This window comes from Meiothermus luteus (assembly GCF_003574085.1).
Lineage (GTDB): Bacteria > Deinococcota > Deinococci > Deinococcales > Thermaceae > Meiothermus > Meiothermus luteus.
Genome location: NZ_QWKZ01000021.1, coordinates 1 through 18,509 on the forward strand (window position 1 = coordinate 1; position 18,509 = coordinate 18,509).

15 protein-coding genes are annotated in these 18,509 nt (G+C 64.1%); 9 read left to right on the forward strand and 6 right to left on the reverse strand.

The annotated features are described in order from the left end of the window. Positions 1 to 205: AIR carboxylase family protein (locus Mlute_RS04670; protein ID WP_147371034.1), on the reverse strand; the 205-nt coding region annotated here is incomplete at its 3' end. 159 nt (positions 206 to 364) lie between these two features. On the opposite strand from Mlute_RS04670, the gene Mlute_RS04675 reads away from it, so the two are divergent. From Mlute_RS04675 to Mlute_RS04690, 4 genes are all read left to right on the forward strand, one after another. Next, a complete protein-coding gene (locus tag Mlute_RS04675) occupies positions 365 to 1,810 on the forward strand; it encodes an NADP-dependent isocitrate dehydrogenase (protein WP_119359589.1) in 1,446 nt (481 codons plus the stop codon). A gap of 92 nt (positions 1,811 to 1,902) precedes the next feature. Beyond that, on the forward strand, positions 1,903 to 2,871 hold the full coding sequence (locus Mlute_RS04680; RefSeq protein ID WP_119359590.1) for a sodium-dependent bicarbonate transport family permease: 969 nt from the start codon (positions 1,903 to 1,905) through the stop codon (positions 2,869 to 2,871). After that, a complete protein-coding gene (locus Mlute_RS04685) occupies positions 2,871 to 3,173 on the forward strand; it encodes a P-II family nitrogen regulator (RefSeq protein ID WP_119359591.1) in 303 nt (100 codons plus the stop codon). Before Mlute_RS04680 ends, Mlute_RS04685 begins: the two co-directional genes overlap by 1 nt. A gap of 15 nt (positions 3,174 to 3,188) precedes the next feature. Next, positions 3,189 to 4,088, forward strand: coding sequence for a quinate 5-dehydrogenase (locus Mlute_RS04690; protein ID WP_119359592.1), 900 nt, complete (start codon positions 3,189 to 3,191; stop codon positions 4,086 to 4,088). On the opposite strand, the gene Mlute_RS16425 is transcribed toward Mlute_RS04690, so the two are convergent. Beyond that, the gene (locus Mlute_RS16425; RefSeq protein WP_119359593.1) at positions 4,069 to 7,659 is read right to left on the reverse strand and encodes an alpha-amylase family glycosyl hydrolase; all 3,591 of its coding nucleotides are present in this window, start codon (positions 7,657 to 7,659) and stop codon (positions 4,069 to 4,071) included. The genes Mlute_RS04690 and Mlute_RS16425 overlap by 20 nt on opposite strands. Before the next feature lie 69 nt (positions 7,660 to 7,728). Between Mlute_RS16425 and Mlute_RS04700 the strand changes: the two genes are divergently transcribed. Continuing rightward, the gene (locus Mlute_RS04700) at positions 7,729 to 8,166 is read left to right on the forward strand and encodes a type II toxin-antitoxin system RatA family toxin (protein WP_119359594.1); all 438 of its coding nucleotides are present in this window, start codon (positions 7,729 to 7,731) and stop codon (positions 8,164 to 8,166) included. A gap of 144 nt (positions 8,167 to 8,310) precedes the next feature. Beyond that, on the forward strand, positions 8,311 to 9,753 hold the full coding sequence (cysS, locus tag Mlute_RS04705) for a cysteine--tRNA ligase (protein ID WP_119359595.1): 1,443 nt from the start codon (positions 8,311 to 8,313) through the stop codon (positions 9,751 to 9,753). A 49-nt stretch (positions 9,754 to 9,802) separates the two neighbouring features. On the opposite strand, the gene Mlute_RS04710 is transcribed toward cysS, so the two are convergent. Then, entirely contained in the window at positions 9,803 to 10,480 is a 678-nt protein-coding gene (locus Mlute_RS04710; protein ID WP_182482476.1) for a zinc metallopeptidase, read from the reverse strand. A gap of 164 nt (positions 10,481 to 10,644) precedes the next feature. Continuing rightward, positions 10,645 to 10,917, reverse strand: coding sequence for a stage V sporulation protein S (locus Mlute_RS04715; RefSeq protein ID WP_119359596.1), 273 nt, complete (start codon positions 10,915 to 10,917; stop codon positions 10,645 to 10,647). A 299-nt stretch (positions 10,918 to 11,216) separates the two neighbouring features. Here Mlute_RS04715 and Mlute_RS04720 point away from each other — a divergent pair, with 299 nt between their 5' ends. From Mlute_RS04720 to Mlute_RS04730, 3 genes are read left to right on the forward strand one after another with little or no spacing between them, the layout of a single operon-like run. Further along, complete coding sequence (locus Mlute_RS04720) at positions 11,217 to 15,713, forward strand: glutamate synthase-related protein (RefSeq protein ID WP_119359597.1); 4,497 nt, start codon at positions 11,217 to 11,219, stop codon at positions 15,711 to 15,713. 24 nt (positions 15,714 to 15,737) lie between these two features. Continuing rightward, positions 15,738 to 16,289 carry a protoglobin domain-containing protein gene (locus tag Mlute_RS04725; RefSeq protein ID WP_119359598.1) on the forward strand — a complete coding sequence of 184 codons (552 nt, stop codon included), beginning with the start codon at positions 15,738 to 15,740 and terminating at the stop codon, positions 16,287 to 16,289. Positions 16,290 to 16,325: 36 nt separating this feature from the next. Then, positions 16,326 to 17,105, forward strand: coding sequence for an HAD family hydrolase (locus tag Mlute_RS04730; RefSeq protein WP_119359599.1), 780 nt, complete (start codon positions 16,326 to 16,328; stop codon positions 17,103 to 17,105). A gap of 15 nt (positions 17,106 to 17,120) precedes the next feature. Here the strand turns inward: Mlute_RS04730 and ruvA are convergent, their stop codons facing one another. Together ruvA and Mlute_RS04740 are read right to left on the reverse strand one after the other, a co-directional pair. Next, positions 17,121 to 17,702, reverse strand: coding sequence for a Holliday junction branch migration protein RuvA (gene ruvA, locus Mlute_RS04735; protein ID WP_119359600.1), 582 nt, complete (start codon positions 17,700 to 17,702; stop codon positions 17,121 to 17,123). Between the two features lie 35 nt (positions 17,703 to 17,737). Further along, complete coding sequence (locus Mlute_RS04740; protein WP_119359601.1) at positions 17,738 to 18,508, reverse strand: enoyl-CoA hydratase-related protein; 771 nt, start codon at positions 18,506 to 18,508, stop codon at positions 17,738 to 17,740. Position 18,509 lies beyond the last annotated feature (1 nt).

The following is an 18,509-nucleotide window of genomic DNA, read 5'->3' on the forward strand; positions in this document are numbered from 1 at the left end:
CCCCGGCAATGATGACCTCGAGCCCCCTCCCCTCAGCCTGCTCGGCGTACTCAAAGAGCAGGTCAGGGGTGCGGTGGGCCGAGACCACCCGAACCTCAAAAGGCACCCCCAGCGCCTCTAGGGTCTGGGCGGCCGGCTCGAGGGTTTCCCAGTCGGACTTAGAGCCCATAATCAGGCCTACTAAGGGATGGGGTGGAAGCTTCATCAGGAGGGTAGTTTACCCTCATTTTGGCTCGAGCTGGACCGCCCACCGAATTTTGAGCTGCTGCTCCCCAGGCTATGGGCAGTCTAGCAGAAAATCACCATGACTCAAGCCCGCCTCCCACCTGGAGCTTTGCCCTAGGATTGGGGCCCGGGAGAAGGTATGCAGAAAACCCCCATCACAGTGGCCTACGGCGACGGCATCGGCCCCGAGATTATGCGTGCAGTGCTGCGCATCCTAGAGGCGGGCGGGGCCCTTTTGGAACCCGAGTTCATTGAGATTGGCGAGAGCGTCTACCGCCGGGGGCACACCAGCGGTATAGAGGAAAAGGCCTGGGAGAGCCTGCGCCGTACCCGGGTCTTCCTCAAAGCCCCGATTACCACGCCTCAGGGCGGCGGCTACAAGAGCCTGAACGTAACCGTGCGCAAAACCCTCGGCCTCTACGCCAACGTGCGGCCGGTACGAAGCTACGAGCCCTTTGTCGCCACTAAGCACAAGGCCATTGATCTGGTCATCGTGCGGGAAAACGAGGAGGACCTCTACGCCGGGATTGAACACCAGCAAACCGACCAGGTGGTGCAGTGCCTGAAGCTCATCTCCAGGCCAGGAACCGAACGCATCGTCCGCTACGCCTTTGAGTTCGCCCGACGGAACGGGCGCAAAAGGGTCACCTGCATCACCAAGGACAACATCATGAAGCTCACCGACGGCCTCTTCCACAAAATCTTTGAGGAGGTCGGAAGCGAGTACCCAGACATACAAAAGGAGCACATGATTGTGGACATCGGGGCCGCACGCCTGGCCGAGGCCCCCCAGCGCTTTGACGTCATTCTGGCCCCCAACCTCTATGGGGACATCCTCTCCGACATCGCCGCCGAGGTGGCGGGGTCGGTAGGACTGGCGGGTTCCGCGAACGTGGGAGACGACTGCGCCATGTTTGAAGCGGTGCACGGCAGCGCGCCGGATATAGCGGGGAAAGGCGTGGCCAACCCCTCTGGCCTGCTCCAAGCCGCCGTTTTGCTGCTGGTTCACATTGGTCAGCCCGAGGCCGCCGCGCGAATCCAGAATGCCTGGCTCAAAACCCTGGAGGACGGTATCCACACCCCAGACATCTACGACGAGCGGGTGAGCCGGAAAAAGGTAGGCACCGAGGCCTTCGCCGATATGGTCATTGAGCGGCTTGGCAAGCTACCCGAGCAGCTCCCTCCGGTTCGGTTTAGCGAGGCCAGCAAGACCCCTATGCCTCCCATTCGGGTTCGGGAACAACCGCCTGCCCAAAGGGAGCTGGTCGGGGTGGACGTCTTCTTCTGCTGGCGCGGTACCCAGCCCGAGGAGCTGGCCCGGCTTCTGCAGCCCTTCTCTACCGAGAAGCTCAAGCTCACCCTAATCACCAACCGGGGGGTCAAGGTCTGGCCGGGCGGCTTCCCGGAAACCTTCCGCACCGACCACTGGCGAGGACGCTTCATGAGCGAGCAGGGCCACCCCAGCCACCGCGACATCGTGGAGCTGCTGGGGCGGCTGGCTGAGGCGGGTCTGGACTTCATCAAGACCGAGCACCTTTACAACTTCAACGGAAAACCCGCCTACTCCCTGGGACAAGGGCAGTAGAATGGGAGCCCGCATGGAAAGCCTGCCCCATCGCTTCCCGCCAAAACCCATGGCATGGCCTTAAGACCCCACGTCACCGACTTGTCCAAACCATGGAAACCCTAGAACTCCTTCGCGCCAACCTGCTTTCCCCCGCGGTGCTGGCCTTCGCCTTGGGGATGGTGGCCACCTTGGTCCGTTCCGACCTCAGGATTCCCGAGGCCCTCTACACCAGCCTCTCCATCTACCTGCTCCTGGCCATCGGGCTCAAGGGAGGGGCGGCCCTGGCGGCCACCCCATGGAGTGAGCTGTGGAAGCCCGCTTTGGCTACCTTGGCCCTGGGGGTGTCCACCCCGCTGCTCTCCTACGCCGTGCTGCGGCGGCTTGGCCGCATGGACGTGGTCAACGCTGCGGCCCTGGCGGCCCACTACGGCTCGGTCTCGGCAGTAACCTTCATCGCTGCTAATACCCTCATGCAGTCGCTCCGGCAGTCGGTAGAAGGCTATCTGCCCACCCTGGTAGCCATCCTGGAGGTCCCGGCCATCGTCATCGCCCTGCTCATCGCCCGTCGCAACCTAAAAGGAGGCCCAATGGGCGAAGCGATCCGCGAAATCCTTACCGGCCGCAGCGTCTTGTTGTTGGTGGGAGGCTCTCTCATCGGCTTCCTAAGCGGGCCAGAGGGCCTCAAAAAGGTAGCCGCGGCCTTCGTGGACCCCTTTCAGGGGGTCCTGGTGTTGTTCCTCCTGGAGCTGGGGATGGTCGCGGCCAAACGCCTGCGCGACCTCAGGACTACCGGCGCCTTTCTTATCGGCTTTGGCCTGGGGATGCCGGTGGTCCAGGGGGCCTTGGGGGTCTGGCTGGGCAGCCTGGCCGGGATGTCGGTGGGCGGGGCCACGGTTCTGGGGGCCATGGCAGCCAGCGCCTCGTACATTGCCGCACCCGCCGCTGTGCGCATCGCCCTGCCCCAGGCCAACCCCAGCTACTACCTGACGGCCTCGCTGGGAATCACCTTTCCCTTCAACCTGACCCTGGGAATCCCCCTCTACTTCGCCTTCTCCCGCTTTTTGCACGGAGGTATGTGATGGCGCTGGTCGCGCGCAAGCTGGTTACCATCATCGCCGAGGGGTTTTTGGAAGAACGGCTGGTTCGCGAGATAAAACGCCTTGGGGCCAAGGGCTACACCATCACCGAGGCCCGCGGCGAGGGCAGCCGGGGGGTGCGGGCCAGCGAGTGGGAGGGAGGCAACATTCGCCTGGAGACCATCGTGAGCCCCGAGGTGGCCGAAAAAATCCTGGCCCACCTGGCCGAGATCTACTTCCCCAACTACGCGGTCATCGCGTATGTGGAGACCGTGGAGGTGGTGCGGGGGGATAAGTACACCTGAGGTAGACTATCTGGCATGCCCAAGCGCATTGTGAGCATCTCTATCGGCTCGTCCAAGCGCAACTCCAGGGCCGAGGTGCATATCCTGGGGGAAACCTTTGTGCTGGAGCGCATCGGCACCGATGGAAGCTGGGAAAGGGCCATTGAGTTGGTCAAGGAGCTAGACGGCGAGGTAGAGGCCTTCGGGCTCGGAGGGGCCGACTTATACGTGTATGCCGGAGGCCGCCGCTACACCTTTCGCGACGCACAGCGGATCGCCACGGCGGCCCGGAAGACCCCCATGGTGGACGGCTCGGGGCTGAAGCACACCCTCGAGCGCCGCGCTGTGCAAGCCCTAGAGAACGCGCTGGGCTGGCGGGGCAAGAGGGTGCTGGTCCCCAGTGCGGTGGACCGCTTTGGCCTGGCCGAGGCCCTAGACGAAGCGGGGGCCCAGACCCTTTATGGAGACCTCATCTTTGGGCTGGGCCTGCCCATCCCCATCTACCGCCTCTCCCTCCTGCAGAAGCTGGGCTACCTCCTTCTGCCCCTCATCACCCAGCTCCCCTTCCAGTGGCTTTACCCCACCGGGGAGAAGCAGGAAAAGCAGGTACTGGACTGGCGCCAGCGCTACTTCACCTGGGCCCAGGTGGTGGCGGGCGACTGGCACTTCATCAGGCGTTTTATGCCCGAGAGGATGGAGGGCAAAGTCGTCCTCACCAACACCACCACCGAGGAAGACCTAGCGTTTTTGCGGGCTCGAGGCGTGGCCAAGCTCATCACCACCACCCCCCGGCTGGAAGGCCGCAGTTTTGGGACCAACGTAATGGAGGCCTTTATCGTAGCCCTAGCGGGAAGGTACCCGCTGAGCGAGGCCGACTACCTCGCCTACATAGAGCAGCTCCAGCTAAAACCCGAGGTCACCGACCTTCAGGCCTAGGGCGCAGCGTCCGGAGATACTCAGCCAGGCCCACCTGATCGCCTGCGGCTAGGTAAGCAGCCTGCTGGGGCCAGGTGGGCAGGCTGGAAGGGCTACGCAGCCCGGCCGCGGCCAGCGCATGGCGCAGAGCTTCCTGGCTGGCCTTAGCCAGCCGGGCGTAGGTGATATAGCCCGCTGCCCGCAAGGCTTGGGCCGTGCTGGGGCCGACGCCCCAGATGCGGGTGAGGTCGTCCCCCACCTTTCGGCCTTTGGGAGGCCTGAGGGCAGCCAGGTAGGCCGGAAACCGGTAGCCCACCTCCTCCGCCGTCCGGTTTAGCCGGGCCTCGAGGGACGACCAAGCCCTCCGCAGGGCCCCCCTCCGCGCAGCAGAAACCCCCTCGGCGTGGGCCAAGGCCAAGGCCCTCCCCTTTAGGGCCGCCCAGAGGAGGGCATGGGCCTCGCGGTTGAAGTAGGTTTCTCCAGCAAAGTGGTTGACCCCCAAAAAGTCCCGCCAGCGGGGGTCGCTCAGCAGGCGAGGGTAGACCCGGGGCTCCCTGGGAAGGCCGGGGGTGGCCAGCACCTCCACCAGCCCAGCTGCCCGGCGGGCCGCTTCGGCCCCTAGCCCCGCCTCCTGAAAGGCCTCCTCCAGAAGCCCCCTCAAACGCCACTCCTCTAGGTGGGCCTCGAGCCCCAAAACCAAGGCCCAGCCCAGGAGGGCCATCCTCACCTCCGCCTGAGGCTCAGCCTGGGTGGCCCAAAGCGCACCCTCTAGCCGCTTCAAAACACGCCTGGGCGGGGGAAGCCTCAGGGCTGGGGCAAAGCCCCGCAGGCCCCGATAGAGCATCCGAAGCTCCTCCTCCAAGCCCCCCAACCGGCCCTGCAAAAGCCGGCGCAGCCGCTGGGGGGCAAGCAGCCTGCGCAAGGGAGCGTGCACGGGAGCCAGCCAGAGGGAAAGCCGGGCTTCCCCTAGGCTCGGCACCCCCCACTCCCCCAAAGCCTGGTAAAGCTGGGCGTAGCTGCCATCAGTGTCGTACACCTCGCGCCAATCCATGAACACCCGCCGCTGGTAGGGGCCCAGCTCGAGGCAAAGCCCCCCCTCCGCAAGCGCCCGGTTGGGCCGCAGGTACTCCAACCCCGTTACCCGGTCGCGAAAGAGGCTGTAATACCCCTCCGCCAGGTGCAGCCCCAAGCCCTCCGCCAGGCTCACCCGACGCACCTCCCGCCCCCCTGAGGCCTTGAAGAGCTGGGGCACCGAGCGGCGCAGGCAAACCCGGGCAGTGGCGTTTTTATTGTGGTAGACCACCAGCGCCCGCACCCCGTCTTTCCGGTTGGAGTAGGCGAAAACGTCCTGGTTCACCCCGTCTTCCTGCTCGGCCTCGTACAGGACGAAGTTCTCTACCTCGGCGAAAAGCGCCCGTTCCTTCAGGAGAGGGGCTATCTGCTCCTGGTGGTAGGCCACAAGCCCCTCGTCCGGCGCCTCGTCGTAGTAGGCCCGGCCATACTCCATTCCGTAGCGCTCGGCCAGCCCTTCCACCTGGCCGTGGGCCAGCATGGGCAGGCCCGGCAGGGTGGCGCAAAGGGTCATCACGCCAAAGTACTTGTCCCCCTTGCCAAACTGCTCCAACGCAGTCTTCTCGTCGGGATTGCTGAGGAAGTTCACGAAGCGCTTGAGGATTTCCGGTTCAAACGCCAGGGTATTCCTCAAAATCTCCTGGTAGCGGGCGTTCTCCTCATCGCGCAGCATGTGCATAAAGGCCGAGTTGTAGACCCGGTGCATCCCCAGGCTGCGCACGAAGTAGCCCTCCATCATCCAAAAAGCCTCGGCCAAAAGCAGGGTATCGGGCGCTTCTTGGGCCACCCGGTCCACCACTTCCCGCCAGAACTCCTGGGGCATGGCCCGGTCAAAGTCCTCCTGAGGCATGGCGTGCTCAGCCCGGCTGGGCACCGAAGGCCCCCAGGGCGATCCTCCCGGCGGGGGCCACCACAGCCGCTGGTAGTGCCGCTTGGTCAGGGTCATAGCAGCGTCAAAGCGAAGGATGGGGAACCGGCGGGCCACCTTGAGGATGGTCTGGATGACCGCTTCCCGCACCTCGGGGAGCAGGTAGTTGAGCTGGGCGGTGTCGTTCCAGGGCATGGCGGTCCCGTCGTTGCCGTGGTAGATGTAGCGCACCTCACCGCTTTGCCGGTCCACCCGCTTGAAGACCACCGCCGCATCGGAGCGGTCGTAGTAGTGGTCCTCCAGGTAAAGGCCCACCCGGGGGTCTTCGCTGAGGTCGGGTCCACCAAAACTATAGCTAGGGAAAGGGGAGTAGGGCAGGCCAATGAACCACTCGGGGTGCTCCATCACCCAGCGGCCGTCCATCGCGGTGTGGTTGGGCACCATGTCCGCCGCCAGGCGTATACCATACCGGGCCGCCTTCCAACGCAGCGCCTCTAGCGCCGACTCTCCCCCCAGTGCCTCGGCGATGGTGTAGTCGTATATGGCGTAGGCCGAGGCCAAAGCCTCAGGGTTCCCCATCCGGCGTTTGATCTGGCGGGAGGCCCGGCTGCGCTCCCAGACCCCAATCAACCACAGGGCGTTCACCCCCCAGTCCTGAAGCCGCTTTAGCTCCTCCTCGGGAATGGCGTCCAGGGTCTGGATGGACCGGGCGTACCTTTTGGAAAGCTGGTCAAGCCAGACAAAGGTGTTCTTGGCCAGCAGCACCACCCGCGGCATCCACTCTCGGTCTGGGCTAAAGGCCTCCGGCTCGAGCTGCGCGCTCGCCAAAAGCCACTTCCGGTCCAACAACGGGCTCTCGGCAGGCCTTTGAGGGGCCCCAGGGCCCACCGGCACAGCGAACGAGCGGGCCGCCTCACGCACCACATCCAAGGCCACCAAAAGCCGGTAGTAAACGGCCCCCAGCCGTCCCCCAAAGCGCTCCATCAGGAAGCGAAGCTGGGCCTCTAGGGAGTCGGGGTAGAGCCGGGCCGGCAAGCGCAGGACCTGGAAAAGCGACAGCCCCTCTCCGCCAAAAGCGGGCCTAGAGGCAAAGAAACGCTCGAGGTGGAGGATCACCGCAGGGTAGGCGGTGGAGGCCTCGAGGCCGGCGTCGTCAAAAAGCTCGAGAAAAGGCCCAAAGGCCGGGTTGGCGTTGGCCAGATGGAGCATGAGGAGTTCTTCGAGCAAAATCTCGCGGTGGGGAATCCCTTCGGTCTGGCCCTCTATGTACGCCTCTAGGCTCTGCTCTCCCCGGTAGACCCTAAGGGGGGGAAACTCCTCGGCAAAGGCCCACAGAACCCTCTCCAGCTCCCCCTTTCCCACCCGCTCGGCCAGGTATCCAAGGGCTTCTCGCATCGCCCCGGGGTGCTCTGCCAGGTACTGCCGGACCAGAAGGTGCAACACCTCATCAATGAGGCCCATGGCGTTAATCTGGGCCGGGCTCACCGCCTGCCCGGGGGGCCTTTTGGCGTTCATGGCCGCGGCAAAGCGCCGGGCCGCTTGGAAGTCAGCCAGAATCACATTTCCGCTCAGGGAGAAAAGCGAGAGGTCAAAACGGTAGCGGTCACGTGCTCGCTTAGAAACGTGAAACTCAAAACCCCCCGGCTGCTTCATACCCTCCTCCGCTTGTCCCAAGTCTACCAACGCTGAGGTCAGGGAATTCCCACCTGGTAGACTAACCTCATGCCAGAGGTCTACGCCGAGCTCTACATCCCCAAGCCCCCCCAGGAGGTCTACCGGGCCGCTCGGGATTTGGCCGGGCTAAAGCCCTACCTGAAAGACGTGGAAACCCTAGAGGTCCTAGAGGACACGGGCAGCACCTCCCGCACCCGCTTCGTGGCGGTGGCGATGGGCAAGAAGGTCCAGTGGATTGAGGAGGAAAGGTGGTTTGACAGCGAGCTGCGCAACGAATTTGAAAGCACCGAGGGGGACTTTGACCTCTACCAGGGCACCTGGACCTTCCTCCCCGAAGGAGAGGGCACCAAGGCCGCCTTGCGGCTGGAGTACGAGCTGAACATCCCCATCTTCGGGGGCCTGCTGCAAAAGCTGGTCAAAAAGCTCATGCAGGAGAACGTAGAAGGCCTCTTGGCAGGCCTCAAAGAGCGCTGCCTGGCCACCTAGGCCACACCTCCCCAAAAGCCCCAAGCCCTGGGGAAGGGTATACTTTTCCTCGTGGCGAGCCCCCGCCAATGTTAGCGGCCCCTGCCTTAGGGGATGGCGTTTTAATAAAACCCTGCTGATCCAGCCCAACCCTGGAGCTTCCCTATGCCGCTTCAAATCTACAACACCCTCACCCGCACCAAGCAGACCTTCACTCCCACCACGCCAGGCTACGTGGGCATCTACGTATGCGGCCCGACGGTCTACGCCGAACCCCACCTGGGCCACGCTCGAGGCCCCATCGTCTACGACGTGCTGCGCCGCTGGCTACGCCACCAGGGCTACAGGGTGCGCTTTGTCTCCAACATCACCGATGTGGGCCACCTAACCGACGACGCCGACGCGGGGGAGGACAAAATACAGCGCCGCGCCCGCGTAGAGCGCTTAGAGCCCATGGAAGTGGCCGAAAAGTACATGTGGAGCTACTTTGATGAGATGCAGGCCCTAAATGTCCTTCGCCCCGACATTGCCCCCAGGGCCGCGGGGCACATTCCCGAGCAGATAGAGCTCATCCAGGCCCTCCTCGAGCGCGGGCACGCTTATGTGGCCAACGGCTCGGTCTACTTCCGGGTGCGAAGCTGGCCCAGCTTCGGTAAGCTCTCCAACCGGGAGATAGAGGAGCAGGAGGCGGGGGCACGCGTGGAGGTGCGCGAGGAGAAGGAAGATCCCCGCGACTTTGCCCTTTGGAAACGGGCTGAGCCGGGGCACATCATGCGCTGGAGCTCGCCGTGGGGGGTAGGATTCCCCGGTTGGCACATCGAGTGCTCGGCCATGAGCCTCAAGTACCTGGGCGACGGCTTTGACATCCACGCCGGAGGGGTAGACCTGCAGTTCCCTCACCACGAGGCCGAGATCGCCCAAGCCGAGGCCGCCGGGCACACCTTCGCCCGTTACTGGATGCACCACTACCACGTCCTGCTCAACGGGCAGAAAATGGCCAAGAGTACCGGTAACTTCGTCACCCTGGCCGAGCTACGGGCCCGGCACGAGCCGATGTACATCCGGTTCTACCTGCTGAACAGCCACTACAGGAGCGTGCTGGACTTCACCGATGAAGGCCTAGAAGGAGCTAAAAACGGGTACCTACGCCTGCTGAACGCCTACCGCGAGGTGCGGCGGCGGCTGCCGGGGGCACCTCCGGGCGTGCACCCCGGGCTCGAGGGGGCCCTAGACCGGCTGGAGGCCGAGTTCGCCGAGGCCCTGAACGATGACCTGAACACCCCCCAGGCCATCGCCGCTTTCTTCAACTTCGTCACCGAGCTGAACAAAACCCTCCTCGAGCAGCCCGGCCGGGAGAGCCTGGCCAGGGCCGAGCGAGCCTTCGCCGAGCTGGGGGAAGGGGTGCTGGGGCTGTTCCCTCACCGGGTGCTGGAGCAGGTGGGCGGGGCTTTGCTCCAGGGCCTGGTTGAGCTCCTTCTGGAGATGCGCGAAGAGGCCCGGCGCAACCGGAACTTCGCCCAGGCCGACCGTATACGCGACCGCCTGGCCGAGCTGGGGGTGCTGGTGGAGGACACCCGCGAGGGCCCGAAGTGGCGGATGAACCCTTGAGCAAAAAGCCCCGCGGGTCCTCCCCGCGGGGCGCAGGAGCCCAAGCTCCTTACTCCCGGTTGGACATCATAATGGCCACGTAGTGCAGAATGGTGGCCACCGAGTTGGCCAGGGCCGCCACATAGGTCAGGGCCGCCGCCGTCAGCACTGCCCGGGCCCCGTCCATCTCGCTGCGGTCCAGGAAGTTCATCTTCTTGAGAATGTTCAAAGCCCGGTTGGAGGCGTCAAATTCAATGGGCAGGGTCACAAGTTGGAACAAAGCTGCGGCGGCGAAAAGCCAGATACCAACACTCATCAGGCCAGTAGCCTGCATAAACATGCCGGCTAGGAAGATCCAAGGACCGAACATGCTGCCCAGGTTGGCGATGGGCAGAATGCTATGGCGGACCCTCAACCAGGCGTAGCTCTTGGCGTCCTGGATGGCGTGCCCCACTTCGTGGGCGGCCACCGCCAGGGCGGCTGCTGAAGGCGAGTGAAAGTTGGGCTCAGAAAGCCGCACCGCCTTGGCTATGGGGTCGTAGTGGTCGGTCAGGGCCCCGGGCACCATCTCCACCCGCACGTGGTGCAGCCCATAGGCATCCAGGATGGCTCGAGCCACCTGCTCGCCCGTCACCCCACGGCTGTTGGCCACTCGGCTGTAGCGGGCGTAGGTGCGCTGTAACCAAAACTGGATGAACAACGTCGCCACGAAGACCAGAATCATCAGCAAAAAGGTAATCGTCGTCATTCCTTCCCTCCTAGTCATCAGGGTAGCAAACCCCGAATGAGCGTTCTGAGTCTTGGCTCACCGCACAAGCAAAAGAGAACCCCGACAGACTGGTGCCCGTCGGTTCGGCCTCATTCTACAAGGCCTTCGGGTGGAAGCATACCCCTAGGTGGTACCCATAGAGCTTAGGGCTGCAAGGGTTGGCTGCGCACGGTAAAGCGCAGGGCGGTGCGTTCCTCGTTTTCCAGCTCGAGCTTCACAAAGGCCGGCTTGACGATCAGGTCAAGGTTGTCCGGGGCGATGTAGCCACGGGCAATGGCGATGGCTTTAATCGCCTGGTTGACCGCCTCGGGGCCGATGGCCTGAACCTCAACCTCGCTTTGGGAACGCAACAAAGCGGCAATGGCACCCGCAACGGAGTTGGGACGTGATTTGCCGGAGACGCGCAGCGTTTCCACAAAACCTCCTAGGCGTTACGCTTCCTCCTGCATTGTAGGAAAAAAACCGAAGCGATGTCAAGAAAACACCATCACAATCGGTTTTCAACCCCAAAATGGCCCCCAAGCGCAAGCGGGGCGAACCCCCGGGCCCCGAAGCAGGGCCTAGCCCGGTCGCCCCATTCCCTCCTGCCCAGGAGGCTTTTGCCCGGTATTGACGTGCAGGCGTGGGGTTCGTATACTGCTTCAAATCTTCGCATAAGATTGCGAAGATTTTTCCCCCCAACACCGGTTCGTTTCGCCAAGCCTGGAGGTCGTAAGTGAGATTTAGTGAAGCCTATCCTGGTATACCAACCGGACGCGACGCTTGCGGCATCATCGCTATCGTTGAAAAAAGCGCCCGCCCAAGCCACGCCAACGTGCAGCGCACCCTTGAAAGCCTCTACAAGATGGCGCATCGGGCTGGCCTAATCCGGGGGGAAGGCGATGGCACCGGTATCCAAACCGACCTACCGCGTGAGCTATGGGCCACCTATCTGTACGAGGCGGGGTTGGACAGCAACCTAGCCCAGAACCCTCGCTTTTTCGTAGGGCACTTCTTCGTGCCCAAAAGCGAGGGCAGCCGTGTACAGGAACTCTTTGACCTATTCCGGGTAGAGGGCTCCAAGCGGGGCATCCGGCTGCTCCTAGAGCGCAAGGGCGAGACCAACAGCAGCGTGCTGGGGCCGGTAGGAAAACGCACCGAGCCTTTGTTCTACCAGGTGGCGGGCCTCTCCACGGACGGGGACGGGCCCCTTTGGGAACTGGGGCTCCTCCTGGAAGAGCGCTTCCCGGTGCACGTGGTCTCCCTATCCACCGCCACCGTGGTCTACAAGGTGCGGGGCTCGGCGGAAATCCTAAAGCGCTACTACCCCGAGCTCTCCCGCGCCGAGTACAAGTCCGCCCTTACCCTGGGGCACAACCGCTACTCCACCAACACCATGTCCACTTTTGAAGCGGTGCAGCCCTTTGGGCTTCTGGGGCACAACGGCGAGATTAACACCATTGAGCGGCTGCGGCGGGAGGGGCGGTTCTTGGGCATCCCCCTCACCAGCGGCTCGGATTCGCAGGACCTAAACCGCATTCTAGAGGGGCTGCTCTACCGCTTCGGCCTCTCGCTCCCCGAAGCCATGGACGTGGTCTTCCCGCCTATCCTAGGGGAGATAAAAAACTATTCCCCGGCCCTACAGGACCTCTACATGAACCTGCGCCAGCGCTTCGGGCCCCTGGCCCAGGGTCCCGCGGCCTTGGTAACCCGCCACCGCGACGAGGCGGTCTTCGGCACCGACGCCATGGGCCTGAGGCCCCTGTGGTTCGTGGAAACCGAAAGCGAGTTCGTCTTCAGCTCCGAGCGGGGGGTCTTCACGGTGGAGGAGTTCGTCTCCGAGCCAAGGCCCTTTGCCCCGGGGGAAAAGATGTACCTGCGCCTCACGCCGGAAGGCGCCCGGCTCTATCCCTTTGACCGTCACCAGCGGCAAGTGCTGGAGCGTATCCTCACCAAAACCCAAGCCCTAGAAGGGCATCGCGTGCACCTACTGGGCCCCCGCTACGCAGCCCCCCCGCCTTTATCGGGTGGTGCTGAGGCCCAGGTGGAGGAAAAACCGGCCCCTCCCTCGCTGGGCCTCGAGCGGGCCTACGGATGGGACCGCTGGGACGGTGGCTACCTGGAGGCGCTGGCTGAGTCGGGCAACGAGCCCATCGGTTCGCTGGGCTATGATGGCCCCCTGGCCGCTTTGAACCCGGAAAAACCAAACCTCTCCGAGTTCCTCAAGGAAACCGTGGCCGTGGTGACCAACCCGGCCATTGACCGGGAGCGCGAGATTGAGCACTTCTCCACCCGCAGCATCCTGGGGCGCCGACCCACACCGGACGGCCGCGGGGGCGGACAAGTAGAGGAGCTGGTGGTTCCCCTCCTATTGGAGGAAACTGCCCCCACGATACCCGCTGTGGCCCAAGGCCAGGGCACCCTCACCTACGAGGAGGCCCTCCGGCGCTTCCACCATGCCGTCTTACTCTCCCAATTCACGGTGGAAGAGGGCCTGGTGGCCGGCGTGAAACGACTCCAAGAGGCTGCGGTAGAAGCGGTGCGCAACGGCGCCGAACTGCTGGTCCTCTCCGACCGTGGGGCCTTTGAGGGCGGGGTCTGGCTGGACATATACCTGGCCCTGGCAGCCATCGGCAAAGCCCTGGAAGAAACCCGCGATGAGGAAGGCATCTCCTTGCGGCGGCGCACCTCTGTGGTGGTGCACTCCGGAGCGGTGCGCAACCTGCACGACCTGGCGGTCTGCTTGGGCCTCGGGGCCGACGCGGTGGCACCCTGGCTAATGCAGCAAAAGGCCCAGGCCGCCAAGGGCGTGGTAGGGCTGCAAAACCTCATTGAAGGCCTCAAGAAGGGGCTCGAGAAGGTAATTTCCACCATGGGCATCCACGAGGTGCGGGGCTACGGGCGCATCTTCAGCGCAATTGGCCTAAAACCTGAGCTGGCTGAGGCCCTGGGGGTTCGCAACTTCCTGGGCTCCGACAAGGCCGGCTACGGCTTCCTGGAGCTCGAGCGCACCGCCTTGGAACGTCTAAACCTGCTGCACGCGGAAAAAGTGCCCCCCGCCAAGGACTTCCGCTTCAACTCCCGCATCTTCAAAGCCGCCTTAGAGGTGGCCACCGGGCAGTCCCCCTACGCCCACTTCCAGGAAAAGGTGCGGAGCCTAGAGAACGAGTCGCCGGTGGCCGCACGGCAGCTCTTGTCGGTTCGCTTCCCCGAGAAGTCCCCGGTCCAGCCGGAAGAAGTAGACCTGAGCGTGGGCGGACACTCCTTGCCCTTTGTAATCACCGCAATGAGCTTCGGCTCCCAGGGTGAGGCCAGCTTCCGGGCCTACGTTGAGGCGGCCAAAAAGCTCAACATGGTCTGCATCAACGGCGAGGGCGGTGAAATCCCCGACATGCTCGGCAAGTACACCCACTGGCGGGGCCAGCAGGTGGCCAGTGGGCGGTTTGGGGCCCACGCCTACATGCTCAACTCGGCCAGCTTCATTGAAATCAAAATCGGCCAGGGGGCCAAGCCGGGCGAGGGGGGCCACCTCCCCGGAAAGAAGGTCACCGCCAAGGTGGCCGCGGCCCGCAACGCGGTGCCCGGGGTGGACCTCATCTCCCCCTCCAACAACCACGACCTGTACTCCATTGAGGACCTGGCCCAGCTCATTGAGGAGCTGAAGACCGTAAACCCCAAGGCCAAGGTCTCGGTCAAGGTTCCAGTAATTCCTGGCATCGGCACCATCGCGGTGGGCATCGCCAAGGCCGGTGCTGATGTGATCGCCCTATCCGGCTTTGAAGGGGGCACCGGCGCGGCCCGCTGGCACGCCCTGAAGTACGCCGGGCTTCCGGTGGAGATTGGCGTGCGGCGGGCCCACCGGGCCCTGGTCCAGGCAGGCCTGCGCGACAAGGTAGAGCTGTGGGCCGACGGGGGCCTCAAAACTGCCTACGATGTCCTGCGCATGGTGCTCCTGGGGGCCGACCGGGTGGGAATGGCCACCATGGCCATGGTGGCCATCGGCTGCACCATCTGCCGCCAGTGCCAGACCGACACCTGCCATGTGGGTATCGCTACCCAGATCGAAACCCTGGAGCAGGCCCAGGCCCATGGCCTAAAGCGCTTTGTGCCCCAGGAGCTCGAGCGGGCCACTGAGCAGCTAGTCACCTTCTTCAGCGCCAAAGGCGAGGAGCTAAGGCGCCTGGTGGCGGCCCTAGGGGTCCAAAGCCTGCGCGAGCTGGTGGGCCGAAGCGACCTCCTGGCCCAGGAAGGCCACACCGAGGAGCTTGACCTGAGCTACTTCTTTGAGCCGGTGAAGGCCCCCGACTGGTTAAATGAGCGGGCCGCCCACATCCTGCGTAAACCCCTCAACCAGCTCACCCGCTCCATCACCGATGTGGTGGTCGCGGCCTACGCCTCAGGAGAGCGTGAGCTGGTCTTCCAGGAAGGACCGGTAGGCTCTACCGACCGCGCCTTGGGCACCCACCTGGCTGGGGAGATAGCCCGCCGCCGCCTCTACGGCAAGGGCTGGGATGCCCGGGTGGAGCTGCGCTTTGACGCGGGAAGCATAGCCGGAAACGGAATCGCCGCCTTCAATGTGGAAGGGTTGGACATCCTAGTAGAAGGGGGTGCCCAAGACGGCATAGCCAAAAACGCCTTTGGGGGCAAGGTAGCCATCCTCAAGGGCCGCAACCCCTACGGCCAGTACGTGGACGGGTCGGTGGGCAAGTCCTTTGCCTATGGAGCCATCGGTGGGCTTCTCATCGTGGAGGGCCAGGCCGACAGCCGCTTCTGCATAAGGCTTTCCGGGGCCGATGTGGTGCTGGGCGGTGAACCTGACCGGCCCGTTCAAGACGAGCTGGGCAACATCGCCGCACGGGCTCAGGCCAAGGGCTTCGCCTTTGAGTACATGACCCGGGGACGGGCGGTGGTGCTGGGTGACCCGGGCCCCTGGATTTGCTCCGGCATGACCGGAGGCAGGGTCTATCTGCGCTACTGGCCGGAGATGGGGCTCACCGAGGAGGCCATGCAGCGCCGGCTGGCCAAGGGGGCCAAGGTGGTCATCCAAAAGCTCGACGAGCGGGGCATCGCAGACGTACGGGAGCTGATGAGCGCCTACCTGGATACCCTACGGGCCGCCGAACGGGAGGAGAAGGCCGAGCGGCTACTGAAGCTCCTGGCCGACCCCGCAGCGCACTTCCGCATGGTGGTGCCGACCAACCAGCAGGTAGCCCAGGAGGTGAGCACCGAGTAGCGCCCAGGGGGTACAATTGCCCCAGTGGACGCCCAAACCCTCCTTCAGAAGCTGCTGTCCCGCACCGGCCTTCAGCAACACCACGCCGAGGCCCTGCGCAGCTTGGAGCCCCTGATGGCTCCTTTGGCCCCGGAGATTGCCTTGGCCTTCTACGACTACCTGGGCCGCGACCCGGAGATGCACGAAATCCTCTGGGGAACACCGGGAAGGGTAGAGCGGCTGTACCGCTCCTTTGCCGCGTGGTACCGGGAGATATTCTCGGGGGTCTACGACGCGGGCTATGCGGCCCGGCGGATGCGCATTGGCCTCGTCCACGCCCGCGTCGGGGTGCGGCCGGAGCACGTGCTGCCCGCAGCCGGCATCGTACAGGAGCTGACCCTGGAGCACTTCCGCCAAGCCCTGCGGGGCAGCGAGGTGTTTTTGGCCATTGAATCCTTTGAGAAAATCATGGCCGTAGAGATGGCCCTGATGGAGGAGAGCTACCTTCAGGCCTTAGCGGAAGGGTTGAAGCTCACCCAAGAGGTAAGGGAGGCCGCGATGGTGGGGGCCCGGGTGCTGCTGGAAGCCAAGGGTTAGGCCCATCTTCAGCCTGGAATAGCGTAAGATTGGGCGGTGGTTCAGGCGGTTCTCTTTGACTTGGACGAAACCCTCATTCTAGACCATCCCGTCTCCCTTCACGCCCTGCAGAGTTGCGCCTTTTACGCGGCCTCCTGGTACAGCCTGGATATCGCCCAGCTGGTGCAGGCCGCCGAGGAGGCCGCGGTGCGGCTGTGGAGGACGGGACCCGCCTACAGCTACGCCCAACGCATTGGGCACAGCGCAGGCGAGGGGCTTTGGGCCCGCTACACGGTGCAGACCCACCCTGCCCTGAAAACGCTGAGCGAGTGGACTCCCGGTTTCCGGGTAGCGGTCTGGCAGGAGGCCTTAGAGGAACAACACATCCATGACCAAGCCCTCTGTGAGGCCTTGGCCCATCGCTATCTGAGCGAGCGCCGGCTCTTTCCTCGGTACCCGGAGGTGGACGCGCTGTTGGAGAGGTTGCGAGGTTATAAGCTCGGCCTTGTCACCAACGGGGTGCCCGACCTACAGCGGGAAAAGCTGGCCGGCGCTTCGCTCCAAGACCGCTTTCAAGCCGTGGCCGTGTCCGGCGAGCTGGATGTGGGCAAGCCCGAGCGCGGCATCTTTGAGCACATCTGCCTAGAGCTCGGCGTGGAGCCCTCGGCCTGCGTGATGGTGGGCGACAACCCCGAGCGGGACATCGCCGGGGCTTTACAGGCAGGAATGCGGTCGGTCTGGGTAAACCGCGGCTTCAAACCCAAAGACCCCCGCTACAAGGCTGATCTTGAGGTCTCCAACCTGCTGGAGATGCTGCCCTGGCTGGAAACTTTGTGAGCCTACCTGCGCTTTCTAGCGCAGTGCCTTTAGGGCCAGCTTGATGAGCTCCTGAGCGCTGGCCGTGGGGTGCTTCTGGGCAACCTCCGCCACTACGCTGCGCACCTGGCCTTCGCGGAAGCCCAGGGCGATAAGGGCCAGCTCTGCCTCCTCGGTCTGGCTGTTGCGCACCAGCCTCCCACCTTGGCCCAGCAGGTGCGCGGGAACCCGGCCTTTTAGTTCCAAAGCGATGCGCTCGGCGAGTTTCCTTCCCACCCCTGAGGCCGCGGTGAGCAGCCGCAGGTCGCCTTCGGCCAAAGCCCGGGCCAGGAGCGCGGGGGTATGGGAGGAAAGCAAGCTCAGCGCCACCCGAGGGCCCACTCCAGAGACCGAGAGCAGAAGCTCAAACAGCTCCAGGCTCTCCTCGTCGGCAAAGCCGAAAAGAGAGAGGTCGTCCTCCCGCACGATAAGCCGGGTGTGTAGGACAGCCTCCTGACCCTCTTTCAGCTCGCTTAGGGTAGAAGCAGGGCAGGCCACCTCAAAACCCACCCCCCCCACCAGCAGCACCGTGCTCGAGGGCCCCTTTTTCAGCACCATACCCCTGAGGTAGCGCAGCATAGCCCTCTCTCACCACAGGCCGCCGGCGGAGCTGCCTACCGGCCCTGGAACCGCGCCGGGCGCTTTTCGTAAAAGGCCTGTACCCCCTCCTTGTGGTCCTGGGTCCGCCCCGCCACCTCCTGGAGCAAGGCTTCGTACTCGAGCACCTCTTCCAAGGTGGCCCCCGCGCTGTGCCGCAGGGCCCGCTTGATGAGGCCGTAGGTCTTGGTGGGCCCTTGGGCCAGCTCTGCGGCTAGGCGGGCTACTTCCTGCTCAAAGGCCTCCACCGGCACCACCCGGTTGACCAGGCCCAAAGCCAGGGCCTCCTCCGCCTTCAAGCGGGGCGAGAGGACCGCCAGCTCATAGGCCCGGGCGTAGCCCACTAGGCGGGGCAGGTAGTAGTTCATTCCGGCGTCGGGTATCAAGCCAATTTTGCTGAAGCCGGTAGTAAAGAGGGCATCCGCCGCTGCCACCCGAAGATCGCAGGCCAGGGCCAGCGAGAGCCCAGCCCCTGCGGCCGCACCGTGAATAGCTGCCAGCACCGGCTTCTCCAAAGCGGCAATCCCCTCCACCACCGAGCGGTAGTTGCGCAGATGGCCCTTGTAGGAAAGGCTTTGCCCTTCAAACTCGCGCAGGTCCTGCCCCGAGCAGAAGCCCCGGCCCGCCCCCCTCAAGACCACCACCCGCACCTCCGGAGCGGGGGCCTCCTTGGCAAAAGCCCTGCCCAGCTCCCGCAGCATCTCGGTGGTTAGGGCGTTGATGGCCTCCGGTCGGTTTAGGGTCAGGGTTAGCACGCCGTCTTTTAGTTCCCTCAAAAGCACGCCCATC

Coding starts and splice junctions, on each gene's coding strand:
- Mlute_RS04675 (WP_119359589.1), top strand. CDS start 365: ATGCAGAAAACCCCCATCACAGTGGCCTACGGCGACGGCATCGGCCCC.
- Mlute_RS04680 (WP_119359590.1), top strand. CDS start 1,903: ATGGAAACCCTAGAACTCCTTCGCGCCAACCTGCTTTCCCCCGCGGTG.
- Mlute_RS04685 (WP_119359591.1), top strand. CDS start 2,871: ATGGCGCTGGTCGCGCGCAAGCTGGTTACCATCATCGCCGAGGGGTTT.
- Mlute_RS04690 (WP_119359592.1), top strand. CDS start 3,189: ATGCCCAAGCGCATTGTGAGCATCTCTATCGGCTCGTCCAAGCGCAAC.
- Mlute_RS16425 (WP_119359593.1), bottom strand. CDS start 7,659: ATGAAGCAGCCGGGGGGTTTTGAGTTTCACGTTTCTAAGCGAGCACGT.
- Mlute_RS04700 (WP_119359594.1), top strand. CDS start 7,729: ATGCCAGAGGTCTACGCCGAGCTCTACATCCCCAAGCCCCCCCAGGAG.
- cysS (WP_119359595.1), top strand. CDS start 8,311: ATGCCGCTTCAAATCTACAACACCCTCACCCGCACCAAGCAGACCTTC.
- Mlute_RS04710 (WP_182482476.1), bottom strand. CDS start 10,480: ATGACGACGATTACCTTTTTGCTGATGATTCTGGTCTTCGTGGCGACG.
- ruvA (WP_119359600.1), bottom strand. CDS start 17,702: ATGCTGCGCTACCTCAGGGGTATGGTGCTGAAAAAGGGGCCCTCGAGC.
- Mlute_RS04740 (WP_119359601.1), bottom strand. CDS start 18,508: ATGGGCGTGCTTTTGAGGGAACTAAAAGACGGCGTGCTAACCCTGACC.